The organism is Jiangella mangrovi, from assembly GCF_014204975.1.
GTDB lineage: Bacteria > Actinomycetota > Actinomycetes > Jiangellales > Jiangellaceae > Jiangella > Jiangella mangrovi.
On sequence record NZ_JACHMM010000001.1, the window covers coordinates 4,535,936 to 4,548,022 of the forward strand.

A 12,087-nucleotide genomic window follows, 5' to 3' on the forward strand; every position below is an offset into this window, starting at 1 on the left:
GCCGAATCGGACCGGTCCCCACATCCGGGACCGGGCGCGGGTGGCGGCCTGGCAGCATAGGGCGCGTGCCTCAGCTCGCCAGCCGCCTGCTCGGTGCCGGGCGCAGCTCAGCCGGGCTGCTCGCCGTCGGCACCAGCGTGGGCAACCTCCTCGGGTATGCCCTGACGGTCGCGGCCGCGCGCAGCCTCGGACCGCACGAGTTCGGCGCGTTCAGCGCCCTGCTCGCGCTGATCATCGTCGGGAACGTCGCGGCACTGGCGGTCCAGGCGACGACGGCGCGCGCTGCGGCGACCGGGCGGCCGGTCGCGCCCGCGGTGCGGTCCGGCCTGATCCTCGCCGTCGTCATCGGGGTCGCCCTGACGGCGCTGAGCCCGGTCGCGGAGTCGGTGCTGCAGCTGCCGTCGGCCCTGCCGGCCGTCGCGGCGGCGGTCGCGATCGCGGCGCTGACGGCGACGGCGCCCTCGCTCGGGATCATCCAGGGGCAGGAGCGGTTCGGGCCGCTTGCCGCGCTGGTGACGATCCAGGCCGCGCTGCGGGTCGGCGGCGGCCTGGTCGGCATGGCCCTGGACCCGACGGCGACCTCGGCGCTGATCGGGATCGCGCTGGGATTCGTGGCGGCCGGCGTCGTGGCCTGGTTCGTCGCCCGGCCGGCCGGGTCGGCGCTGCTGTCGCTGCGCGGCGGGTTCGCGGCGCGGGCGACGCTGTCGTCGGGCGCCATGCTGCTCGGGTTCGTCGTGCTGACCAACATCGACGTGATCCTCGCCCGGCACGTCCTGTCCCCCGAGGCCAGCGGCCTGTACGCGGCCGGCTCGATCTTCACCAAGATCGCCTTCTGGCTGCCGCAGTTCGTCCCGATGCTCGCCTTCCCGGCGCTGGCCGACCCCGCCCGGCGCCGGTCCGCGGTCTCGTTGGGGGTGGCGGCTGTGGCCGGCTGCGGGGTGGCCCTGACCGGGCTGAGCTGGCTGCTGGCGGGGGTGGCGGTGTCGGTTGTCGCCGGTCCGTCCTATGACGAGGTCGTGCCGTGGGTGGCCGGGTTCGCCGGGCTCGGGGCGCTGTACGCGCTGGCGCACCTGCTGGTCTACGCGCACCTGGCTCGCCGCGACCGGTGGACGACGGGGGTGCTGTGGGCCGCGCTGGCGGCATACGTGCTGGTCGTCGAGGTGTGGGCGTCGTCGCTGGCGGGCGTGCTGGTGCCGGGGCTGGTCGCGGCCGCGCTGATCGTCCTGTGGGGGCTCGGCCGCGAGCGGTTGGGCGCCGGATCCCGCTCGACCCGCACCGGCACGACGCCGCCCGAGGCCGCCGACGCCGCCGCCAGCCCCCTTCACTAGCGCCAACCGTCCTCGATGGCGTAGACAGTCTTCAGTACCCCGCGTGGTCCGTGTGGCGCTGCTGTCGCTGTGACAACAGTTTCCTCACCCACTCAGCGCAGTGATCTCACACCGTTGCGATGCCGTCAGCGGTCGCGCCGCCGAAGATCCGCCAGACACGCAGTAGCGCCAACCGTCTTCGATAGCGCCGGCCGACTTCACTAGCGCCAGCCGTCCTCGGCGGGCCGTACGGGGCGCAGAGGACGGCTCAGCCCATCGAAGACGGCTGGCGCTATTGAAGACGGTTGGCACCATCGAGGGCGGTTCCGGCTGGTGAAGTCGGCTGGCGCTATCGAAGTCCGGGGCGAAACGCCGCGCGCGTCCCCCGTCGGCTGACGGAGGAAGCGCGGCGGATCGGGTGTGACGGTGTCAGCGGCGGCCGGCCGGCCGGAACCAGCGGCGGCGCTGGCTGGTGACCCGAGGCGTCGGCGAGGCGGTGTTGGGCGTCTCGGCCGAGGTCGGCGACGGCGAGTCGGTCGGGGTCGGCTCCTCGGTCGCCGTGGGCGGGTCGGACGGCGTGCAGTCGGGGTCGGCCTCAGCGGTCGCCGGGTCGACGCCGGTGGGGCACTCGCCGTCGGGGTCCTCGGACGGCGGCTCGGTCGGGTCCTCCGTCGGCTCTTCCGTCGGCGACTCGGTGCCGCCTTCGGTGCCGGCCTCGGCCCCGGTGTCAGCGCCGGTCTCGGCGCCCGTGTCGGCGCCGGTCTCCGCTCCGGTGTCGGTGCCCGTGTCAGCGCCGGTCGCGTCGCCGCCATCGGTGCCGACATCACCGGTCGCGTCGCCACCGTCGGTCCCGACATCACCCGTGGCGTCGCCACCGTCCGTGCCGACATCACCGGTCGCGTCGCCACCGTCGGTCCCGACATCACCGGTCGCGTCGCCACCGTCGGTCCCGACATCACCGGTCGCGTCGCCACCGTCGGTCCCGACATCACCGGTCGCATCGCCACCGTCCGTGCCGACATCACCGGTCGCGTCGCCACCGTCGGTCCCGACGTCACCCGTGGCGTCGCCGCCGTCGGTGCCGCCCTCGTCGCCCGGCGGCGGGGTGAACACCGGGGGCTTCGTCGGGGGCTTCGTCGGCGGCTTGACCGGCGGCGTGGTGGGCTCGGGGTCGGGCGGCGTGGTGCCGGGCGGCGTCGGGCTCGGCGAGCCGGTCGGGTTGGGCGCGTCGCTGGACGGCGGGGGCGGCGGCGGGCCGGCCGGGCCGGGACCGGGGGTCTCGGTGACGTAGCCGCTGCCGTTGTCGTAGGACCGGATCCACGCCATGACGTTGTTCACGTAGGCGGTGGACGGGTTGTAGCGGAACAGCGCGGCCCGCAGGCCGGGATCGGTCGCGAGGTTCTCGCCGCTGGCGCACAGGTACTCGGCCGCCGCGAGGGTGGCGTCGAAGATGTTGTGGGGGTCGACGACGCTGTCGCCGTTGCCGTCGACGCCGTAGGTCTTCCAGGTGCCGGGGATGAACTGCATGGGCCCGACGGCGCGGTCCCAGACGGTGTCGCCGTCCCAGCGGCCGCCGTCGCTGTCGCCGATGGCGGCGAAGCCGTTGCCGTCGAGGGCGGGGCCGACGATACGCGGCACGACGTCGCCGTTGGCCGCGACCTGGCCGCCGTTGGCGTGCCCGGACTCGATCTTGCCGATGCCCGCGAGGATCTCCCAGCGGATGCCGCAACTGGGGTTCTGAAGCGTCATCTTCGCCGCGGCGCTCTGGTAGGCCTCGAGGACCATGCCCGGAATGCCCAGGCCACTGGCGAGGGTCTGCGTCACGACCCCCGGCGACGGCGACGACGGGACCACGAAGCCGGCGGCCTGCGCTGCATTGTCGACGACCACCGTGACAGAGGCCTGACCGTCGGTCGGGTCGCTGGAGATGATGGCGTCGCCGCGGCCGTGGTAGATGTCGTCCGGCCCGCCCTCGTCGGGGTACTCCGACGAGGCGACCAGCTCACTCGGACCCGGTAAACCCGCCGCTCCCCCGAGGCAGAGCACCCCGGACGTAGCCACGACCGCTCCGGCGGCACGGAACACAGGTCGCAAAGCGGGCTCCCGTTCTCACGACGTCCGTACGAGCCTCGCATGCGATCGTCCGTTCGGTCTACCCCACAATGCAAACAGATGACCAACGTGTGGTTTACACGGAGGAGTCAGTGGCCCGCCTCGTGCCAGGTTCGCCCGATTCCGATGGAGACGTCGAGCGGCACGCGCAGCGGATAGGCCGCGCCCATCTCGCGGCGCACCAGCTCCTCGACCTGCTCGCGCTCGCCGTCGGCGATCTCGAGGACGAGCTCGTCGTGCACCTGCAGCAGCATGCGCGACTGGAGCTTCTCGGCCGTCAGCGCCTGGTCGACGCGGAGCATGGCGACCTTCACGATGTCGGCCGCGGACCCCTGGATGGGCGCGTTGAGGGCCATGCGCTCGGCCATCTCGCGGCGCTGCCGGTTCTCGCTGGTGAGGTCAGGGAGATAACGGCGTCGGCCGAGCATGGTCTCGGTCCAGCCGACCATGCGGGCGCGCTCGACCACCTCGCTGAGGTAGTCGCGGACGCCGCCGAACGTCTCGAAGTACTCGTCCATGAGGCCCTGCGCCTCGGCGACCGGGATGGTCAGCTGCCGCGACAGCCCGAACGACGACAGGCCGTAGGCCAGGCCGTAGTTCATCGCCTTGATCTTGGCCCGCTGGCCGCCGCTGACCTCGTCGGCCGGGACGTCGAACACCCGCGACGCGGTGACGGAGTGGAAGTCCATGCCCGACGCGAACGCCTCGATGAGCGCCTGGTCGTCGGAGAGGTGCGCCATGATGCGCATCTCGATCTGGCTGTAGTCGGCGCTGAGCAGCGCCTCGCAGCCGGCGCCGACCACGAACGCCTCGCGGATGCGCCGGCCCTCGTCGGTGCGGATGGGGATGTTCTGCAGGTTCGGGTCGGTGGACGACAGCCGCCCGGTGGCCGCGATGGTCTGCACGAACGTGGTGTGGATGCGGCCGTCGTCGGAGACGGAGTTGAGCAGGCCCTCGACGGTGACCCGCAGCTTCGAGGCGTCGCGGTGGCGCAGCAGCGCCGCGAGGAACGGGTGCTCGGTCTTGGCGTACAGCTCGGCCAGGGAGTCGGCGTCGGTGGTGTAGCCGGTCTTGGTGCGCTTCGTCTTCGGCATGGCGAGGTCGTCGAAGAGGATGGCCTGCAGCTGCTTGGGCGAGCCGAGGTTGACGTCGCGGCGGCCGATGGCGTCGTAGGCGTCCTCGGTGGCCTGGGCGACGTTGCCGGCGAACTCGGACTCGAGCGACTGCAGGTGGTCGACGTCGACGGCGATGCCGGCCCGCTCCATGCCGGCCAGTACGCCGACCAGCGGCAGTTCGACCTCTTGCAGCAGGGTGCGGCCGCCCTTCTTGTCCAGCTCGGCCTCGAGCGCGGCGGCGAGGTCGAGGACGGCGCGGGCCCGGACGGTCTCGTCCTCGCCCAGCTGTTTCTCGTCGCCGCCGTCGAGCGAGAGCTGCACGGCGCCGCCGGTGTCCTCGGCCCGCAGCTCGCGGTGCAGGAAGCGCAGCACGAGGTCGGCGAGGTTGTACGAGCGCTGGCCGGGCAGCGCCAGGAACGCCACCAGCTCGGTGTCGGCCGACAGCCCCGAGAGCGGCCAGCCGCGGGCCGCCAGCGCGTGCATGGGGCCCTTGGAGTCGTGCATGACCTTGCCGCGGGCGGGGTCGGCCAGCCACGCCGCGACTGCGGCGTCGTCCTCGGGCGTGAGGCCGGACGGCTCGAACCAGGCGCCGGCGCCGTCGGTGGTGGCGACCGCGACCTCGGTGATCTCGCCCGTGCCCCGCGACCAGTGGCCGCGCACCGAGACCCCAGCGCGCCCGGTTCCGAGGTGCTCAGCCAACCAGCCGGCCACCTCGCCGGAGCCCAGGTGCACCGCGTCGATGTCGAAGCCCTCTTCGGCCTCGGGCGCGGTGTCGGGCTCGAGGTACTCGTAGAGGCGGTCGCGCAGCACCCGGAACTGCAGGGTGTCGAAGAGCTGGTGGACGGCCTCGCGGTCCCACGTCTGCCGGGTGAGGTCGTCGATGCGGACGTCGATCGGGACGTCGCGGACCAGCTCGGTGAGCTGGCGGTTGGTGAGGACCTGGCCGAGGTGCGCCCGCAGCGCGTCGCCGGCCTTGCCCTTGACCTCGTCGACCCGTTCCACGAGCTGGTTGAGGTCGCCGAACTCGACCACCCACTTGACGGCGGTCTTCTCGCCCACGCTGGGGATGTTGGGGAGGTTGTCCGACGGGTCGCCGCGCAGCGCCGCGAAGTCGGGGTACTGCGCCGGGGTGAGGCCGTACTTCTCGAGCACCGACTCGGGCGTCATGCGGGAGAGGTCGGACACGCCGCGGCGCGGGTAGAGCACTGTCACGCGGTCGCTGACCAGCTGGAAGGCGTCGCGGTCGCCGGTGCAGATGGAGACGTCGATGCCGTCCTTCTCGGCCATGGTGGCCAGCGTGGCGATGACGTCGTCGGCCTCGTAGTTGTCCTTCTCGACGTACGGGATGCGCAGCGCCGTCAGCACCTCTTTGACGAGGTCGAGCTGGCCGCTGAACTCCTCGGGCGACTTGCTGCGGTTGGCCTTGTACTCGGGGAAGGCCTCGCTGCGGAACGTCTTGCGCGAGACGTCGAAGGCCACCGCCACGTGCGTAGGCGCCTCGTCGCGCAGCACGTTGATGAGCATGGACGTGAAGCCGTACACACCCTCGGTGTGCTGACCCGTGGTCGTGACGAGATTGGCGTCCTTGAGCGCGTAGAACGCCCGATAGGCCAGGGAGTGACCGTCGAGGAGCAACAGGCGGGGAGTATCGGCAGCGGCAACCACGCGGTAACCCTAGTAGCCGGTCCCGACAATGTCGCAGAGACCGGGGAGATATCGTCCGGCCATGACCGAACGGGCGGACGGCGGCGCGCCCGCCGTCGACTACGACGACCAGGCCACCATCCTGAAGCTGCTGCCGAGGGCGCCGCTCGACGAGCGCATGGGCATCGAGTACGTCGAGGTGCGCCCCGAGCGTGTGGTCGCGCGGATGCCCGTCGCCGGCAACACCCAGCCGTACGGCCTGCTGCACGGCGGAGCGTCCTGCGTGCTCGCCGAGAGCGTCGGCTCGGTCGCGGCCATGCTGCACGGCTACCCGGACCGCATCGCCGTCGGCGTCGACATCAACGCCACCCACCACCGGGGCGTCCGCGAGGGGCACGTCACCGCCGTCGCCACTCCCCTGCACCGCGGCCGCGGCGCCGCCAGCTACGAGATCGCCATCACGGGCGACGACGGCGTCCGCGTCTGCACCGCACGGCTCACCTGCTTCCTGCGCCCCGCACCCGGCGGCGGCGACGGCGTGCTGCCGGGGACGGGCGCTCCTGGCGCCGCGCCCTCGGCGGGCTGACGCCGTCGATGTTCCCCGGCTTCGGCACCGTCCTCAACATCGTCACCGTCGTCGCCGGCTCGGCCGTGGGCCTGCTCGTCGGCCACCGGCTCCCCCAGCGCACCCGCGACGTCGTCACCGACGCGCTCGGCCTGGTCACGCTGCTCATCGCGGCGATCTCGGCGGCCGCCGTCCTCGACGACGGGTTCGCCCGTGAGGTCGGCGACTCCGCCACGGTGCTGGTGGTGCTGGGCGCGCTGCTCATCGGCGGCATCGCGGGCTCGCTGCTGCGGATCGAGGCGCGCCTCGAGGACCTGGGTGGCGGGCTTCAGCGTCGTCTGTCGCGCGACGGCGACGGCGAGGCCCGGCGGCGCTTCGTCGAGGGCTTCGTCAGCACGTCGCTGCTGTTCTGCGTGGGTCCGCTGACCATCCTGGGCTCGTTGTCCGACGGCATGGGGCTCGGCTACGACCAGCTGGCGCTGAAGTCGACCATGGACGGGTTCGCCGCGGTCGCGTTCGCGGCGTCGTTCGGGTGGGGCGTCATGGCCTCCGCGCTCGCCGTCGGCGTCGTCCAGGGACTGCTCACCCTCGTCGGCGTGGTGGCCGGGAGCCTGCTCGGCGACGCGTACGTGTCCGCCATCACAGCGACCGGAGGTCTGCTCCTCGTCGGCGTCGCCCTGCGGCTGCTGCGGATGAAGCCGCTTCCGGTCGGTGACCTGCTGCCCGCGCTGATCGTGGCGCCACTACTTGTCAGTATTGTCGCCGCGATTCAGTCCTGACGTGCGGGAATGGCCGAACGTCGCGATGTGGTATCGGTCCGGACTCGGCGCGCCCGTAGCCGCGGAGACGTCCCAGAAGCGAGTTATGCTCCGGCACGAACGTCTGACGATCGAACGACCGTTCTGACGTGTGGCTGCCACACGTCCGGAGGCCGGTCCTGGGAGCGGGAGGTACACCACACGTGCAGAAGCTGGCCAGATCTCTGGGAGCGCTGCTCGCTGTCCTGGCCGCCGTCCTGCTCGCCGCCCCCGCGGTGGCCCAGGGCAGCGGCGAGACGGTGCACGGCACGCTGACGTACCAGGACGCGCCGGTCGAGGGCGTCACCATCACGGTCTCCTCCGCCGACGGCGAGGAGGTCGGCACCGCGACCACGGCCGCCGACGGCACGTGGGAGGTCCCGGTGCCCGGCCCGGGCGACTACAGCGTGGTGCTCGACGCCGCCACGCTCCCGTCGGCGGCGCCCGGCGTCGCCCGCGACACCATCGAGACCACCGTCAACCCGCAGCAGCGCAAGGTCGTGCTGTTCCGCGTCGGCGCGCCCGAGGGCGGCGGCGGATCCGGCGGTGAGCAACCGGCCCCGTCCGAGACCGCCCCCTCCGAGGACGAGCAGGGCGAGGCGCCCGGTGCGGGCACCGAGTCCGGCGGCGGGGCCGAGTCCGAGGCCGGCGACGACGTCACCGCCACGGCCGGCAACAACCAGTTCCTGCAGCTGCTCGTCAGCGGCGTGCGGTTCGGCCTCATCCTCGGCCTGGCCGGCCTGGGGCTGTCGCTGGTCTTCGGCACCACCGGCCTCACGAACTTCGCCCACGGCGAGCTCATCCTGTTCGGCGCGGTCGCGGCGCTGCTGCTCAACCAGGCCGGCATGCCGGTGCTGCTGGCGGCCCTCGTCGCGACGGTGTTCAGCGGCATCTTCGGGTGGGGTCAGGACCGCGGCTTCTGGAGACCACTGCGGAAGAAACCGACCGGCCTCATCGCGCTGATGATCATCTCCATCGGCGTGTCGCTGATCCTGCGCTATCTGACGCAGTTCATCATCGGCGGCGGCCGCGAGACGTACGACCAGTACACCTACCAGGACCCGATCTCGATCGGCCCGGTCTTCGTCACCACCCGCGACCTCGTCATCATGGGCGTCTGCCTGGTCCTGCTGGCCGGTGTCGCGCTCGCGCTCACCCAGACCCGCATGGGCAAGGCCATCCGCGCCGTCGCCGACAACCCCGCCCTGGCCGCCGCGTCCGGCATCAACGTCGACCGCGTCATCACCACGGTCTGGACCGTCGGCACCGCGCTGGCCGGCCTGTCGGGCATCTTCTTCGGCATGATCCAGGGCGTCGACTACCTCATGGGCATGCGCGTCCTGCTGCTGGTGTTCGCCGCCACCGTCCTCGGCGGGCTCGGTACCGCCTGGGGCGCCATGGTCGGCGCACTGGTCGTCGGCGTGTTCATCGAGGTCTCCTCGTACGTGGTCCCATCGGAACTCAAGACGGCCGGCGTGCTGGTCGTCCTCATCCTGATCCTTCTGTTCCGGCCCCAGGGCATCCTGGGCCGCCGCGAGCGGGTCGGCTGAGGCGGAAGGAGAAACGACCATGGACTGGGGAAGCATCTTCGAGCTCTCGCTCCGCGAGCTCATCGGTGTCCAGGCGATCGTGTTCGCGCTCGCCGCCATCGGCATCAACGTGCAGTTCGGCTACACCGGCCTGCTGAACTTCGGCCAGGCCGCCTTCGCCGCGGTCGGCGGCTACGGCATCGCCGTCATCGTCACCACGTACGACATGTCCTTCTGGCTCGGATTGGTGGTCGGCATCGGCGGCGCCGTCGTCCTCGCGCTGCTGCTGGGCATCCCGACGCTGCGGCTGCGGGCCGACTACCTCGCCATCGTCACCATCGCGGCGTCCGAGATCGTCCGCCTGGTCGGCCGGTCGGCGTGGGGCCGCGACGTGTTCGGCGGCTCCGACGGCATCACCGGCTTCAGCAACGCCTTCTACGACCTCAACCCGTTCACCGAACCGCTCGAGCTCGGCCCGTTCGAGTTCCGCGAGCGGGTGCTGTGGGTGCTGGCGGTCGGCTGGGTCCTGGTGGCCATCTGCACGCTGGTGGTCTTCCTGCTCATGCGCAGCCCGTGGGGCCGGGTGCTCAAGGGCATCCGCGAGGACGAGGACGCCGTGCGCAGCCTCGGCAAGAACGTCTACGCCTACAAGATGCAGTCGCTGGTCATCGGCGGCGTCATGGGCGCGCTCGCCGGCATCGTGTACTCCCTGTTCCAGGGCGCCATGCAGCCGGACGTCTACGCCACCAACTTCACGTTCTTCGCCTACGCCATCCTCATCCTCGGCGGGGCGGCGACGGTGTTCGGCCCAGTCCTGGGCGCTGCCATCGTCTGGTTCTCGTTCCAGTTCATCGACCTGGCGCTGCGCGGCGCCATCAGCGAGGGCTACATCCCGGACTGGCTGATGGATGCCAACGACACCGGCGCCGTACGATTCATGTTGACCGGCGTCGTCCTGATACTCCTGCTGGTGTTCCGCCCGCAAGGCATTCTCGGCGACCGGAGGGAGATCGCGCTCGATGCCCGATGACAACGTGAGCTCCTTGACCGCGAAGCGCGAGGCGGCCGTGGCCGCCTTCGCCGATGTCCCGCGCGAGCCCGGAGCCAAGAAGCCCGACCCCATCCTCGTCGCCGACGACGTCAAGCGGCACTTCGGCGGCCTGCTCGCCGTCGACGTCGACCACGTCGAGATCCAGCGCGGCTCCATCACCGCGCTCATCGGGCCCAACGGCGCCGGCAAGACGACGTTCTTCAACCTGCTCACCGGGTTCGACCGGCCCAACTCCGGGTCGTGGTCGTTCAACGGCCGCTCCCTGCACGGCACCCCGCCGTTCAAGGTGGCCCGGGCCGGCATGGTGCGCACGTTCCAGCTGACCAAGGCGCTCTCGAAGCTGACGGTCATCGAGAACATGCGCCTCGGCGCCACCGGGCAGCGCGGCGAGAGCTTCTGGCGCGCCATGCTGCCGTTCACCTGGCGCTCGCAGGAGAAGGACATCACCGAGCGGGCCGAGGACCTGCTGACCCGGTTCAAGCTCGACACCAAGCGCGACGACTTCGCCGGCTCGCTCTCCGGCGGCCAGCGCAAGCTGCTCGAGATGGCCCGCGCCCTCATGGTGGGGCCCGAGCTCGTCATGCTCGACGAGCCCATGGCCGGGGTCAACCCCGCCCTCACCCAGTCGCTGCTGCAGCACGTCTCCAACCTGCGCGAGCAGGGCATGACGGTGCTGTTCGTCGAGCACGACATGGACATGGTCCGCGACATCGCCGACTGGGTGGTGGTCATGGGCCAGGGCAAGATCCTGGCCGAGGGCCCTCCCGAGACCGTCATGTCCGACCCCCGCGTCATCGACGCCTACCTCGGCGCCCACCACGACCAGTCGCTGGCGGAGCTGGAGCAGGAGTTCGAGAGCGGCGCGCTGACGGCGGCGGCCGAGGCCGAACTGAGCGGCGACGGCGCCGAGGTGACGCGGTCGCCGTCGGATGACGAGGTCGCGGCGCCCGAGGCCGAGAAGCCGGCGGACGCTCCCGCGGAGGAGCCGGCCGAGACGAAGGACGGACGATGAGCCAGAGCCAGGGTCAGAGCACGCACGAGGCCGACCGCTCCGCCCACCTCGCGGGTGCCGAGGGCGCCGTCCTGCGTGCCGACGAGGTCGTCGCCGGCTATGTCGAGGGCGTCAACATCCTCAACGGCAGCGATCTCTACTGCAAGCAGGGCGAGATCGTCGGCATCATCGGCCCCAACGGCGCCGGCAAGTCGACCCTGCTGAAGGCGTTGTTCGGGCTGATCCGCGTGCGCTCGGGCACAGTGCAGCTCAAGGGCGAGGACATCACCAACCTGCCGGCCAACCAGCTGGTGTCGCGCGGTGTCAGCTTCGTGCCGCAGACGAACAACGTCTTCCCCGGCCTGACGGTCGAAGAGAACCTCGAGATGGGCGTCTACCAGGCCCCGAAGCGGTTCGCCGAGCGGTTCGCCTGGGTCACCGACCTGTTCCCCGCCCTCGGCGACCGCCGCAAGCAGCGGGCCGGCTCGCTGTCCGGCGGCGAGCGGCAGATGGTGGCCATGGGGCGGGCCCTGATGGCCGACCCCAGCGTCGTCCTCCTCGACGAGCCGTCCGCCGGCCTCTCCCCCGTCCTGCAGGACGAGGTGTTCATCCGCACCCGCGAGATCAACAAGGCCGGCGTCTCCGTGGTCATCGTCGAGCAGAACGCGCGTCGCTGCCTGCAGATCTGCCACCGCGGCTACGTCCTGGACCAGGGCCGCAACGCCTATACCGGCACGGGTCGCGAGCTGATCAACGACCCCAAGGTCATCGAGCTCTACCTCGGATCGCTCGCCCGCGCCTGACGGTTTCGCTCGCGTAGGACGCGCGCGCCTTGGCACGCCTGGGCGTCGTCGAGAACGGGACGAATCGGGCACGACAACGACGCCCCAGCGTGCCAAGGGGTCACCGCGGGCGTGCCAAGCCGGACCGGCGACCGGCTGGGGCCGCCCGCAACCCCGGGCGGGCCCCAGCCGGA

Annotated in this window: 9 protein-coding genes; 7 read left to right on the forward strand and 2 right to left on the reverse strand. The window is 71.6% G+C overall.

Annotated features, from left to right (window positions below; translation table 11 throughout):
- Positions 1-65 precede the first annotated feature (65 nt).
- The gene (locus HD601_RS21025) at positions 66-1,328 is read left to right on the forward strand and encodes a lipopolysaccharide biosynthesis protein (RefSeq protein WP_184825151.1); all 1,263 of its coding nucleotides are present in this window, start codon (positions 66-68) and stop codon (positions 1,326-1,328) included.
- A gap of 408 nt (positions 1,329-1,736) precedes the next feature.
- On the opposite strand, the gene HD601_RS21030 is transcribed toward HD601_RS21025, so the two are convergent.
- Together HD601_RS21030 and polA are read right to left on the reverse strand one after the other, a co-directional pair.
- Positions 1,737-3,368, reverse strand: a complete 1,632-nt coding sequence (locus HD601_RS21030) for a lytic murein transglycosylase (RefSeq protein WP_184825153.1) — start codon at positions 3,366-3,368, stop codon at positions 1,737-1,739.
- A gap of 140 nt (positions 3,369-3,508) precedes the next feature.
- Positions 3,509-6,199, reverse strand: coding sequence for a DNA polymerase I (gene polA / locus HD601_RS21035; RefSeq protein ID WP_221441175.1), 2,691 nt, complete (start codon positions 6,197-6,199; stop codon positions 3,509-3,511).
- 61 nt (positions 6,200-6,260) lie between these two features.
- Here polA and HD601_RS21040 point away from each other — a divergent pair, with 61 nt between their 5' ends.
- The 6 genes from HD601_RS21040 to HD601_RS21065 all read left to right on the forward strand — a co-directional run bounded on the left by HD601_RS21040 (position 6,261) and on the right by HD601_RS21065 (position 11,914).
- Positions 6,261-6,764, forward strand: coding sequence for a PaaI family thioesterase (locus HD601_RS21040; RefSeq protein WP_184825155.1), 504 nt, complete (start codon positions 6,261-6,263; stop codon positions 6,762-6,764).
- Between the two features lie 8 nt (positions 6,765-6,772).
- Positions 6,773-7,522: a DUF554 domain-containing protein gene (locus HD601_RS21045; RefSeq protein ID WP_184825157.1), complete on the forward strand. Its 750-nt coding sequence runs from the start codon at positions 6,773-6,775 to the stop codon at positions 7,520-7,522.
- A 182-nt stretch (positions 7,523-7,704) separates the two neighbouring features.
- Entirely contained in the window at positions 7,705-9,090 is a 1,386-nt protein-coding gene (locus HD601_RS21050; RefSeq protein ID WP_184825159.1) for an ABC transporter permease subunit, read from the forward strand.
- 19 nt (positions 9,091-9,109) lie between these two features.
- Positions 9,110-10,099 carry a branched-chain amino acid ABC transporter permease gene (locus HD601_RS21055; protein WP_184825161.1) on the forward strand — a complete coding sequence of 330 codons (990 nt, stop codon included), beginning with the start codon at positions 9,110-9,112 and terminating at the stop codon, positions 10,097-10,099.
- Positions 10,089-11,132, forward strand: coding sequence for an ATP-binding cassette domain-containing protein (locus HD601_RS21060; protein ID WP_184825163.1), 1,044 nt, complete (start codon positions 10,089-10,091; stop codon positions 11,130-11,132). Before HD601_RS21055 ends, HD601_RS21060 begins: the two co-directional genes overlap by 11 nt.
- Positions 11,129-11,914 (forward strand): ABC transporter ATP-binding protein, encoded by a 786-nt coding sequence (locus HD601_RS21065; RefSeq protein WP_184825165.1) that lies wholly within the window; start codon positions 11,129-11,131, stop codon positions 11,912-11,914. The genes HD601_RS21060 and HD601_RS21065 overlap by 4 nt, the downstream gene beginning before the upstream one ends.
- Positions 11,915-12,087 lie beyond the last annotated feature (173 nt).

Coding starts and splice junctions, on each gene's coding strand:
- HD601_RS21065 (WP_184825165.1), top strand. CDS start 11,129: ATGAGCCAGAGCCAGGGTCAGAGCACGCACGAGGCCGACCGCTCCGCC.
- HD601_RS21055 (WP_184825161.1), top strand. CDS start 9,110: ATGGACTGGGGAAGCATCTTCGAGCTCTCGCTCCGCGAGCTCATCGGT.
- HD601_RS21040 (WP_184825155.1), top strand. CDS start 6,261: ATGACCGAACGGGCGGACGGCGGCGCGCCCGCCGTCGACTACGACGAC.
- HD601_RS21045 (WP_184825157.1), top strand. CDS start 6,773: ATGTTCCCCGGCTTCGGCACCGTCCTCAACATCGTCACCGTCGTCGCC.
- HD601_RS21060 (WP_184825163.1), top strand. CDS start 10,089: ATGCCCGATGACAACGTGAGCTCCTTGACCGCGAAGCGCGAGGCGGCC.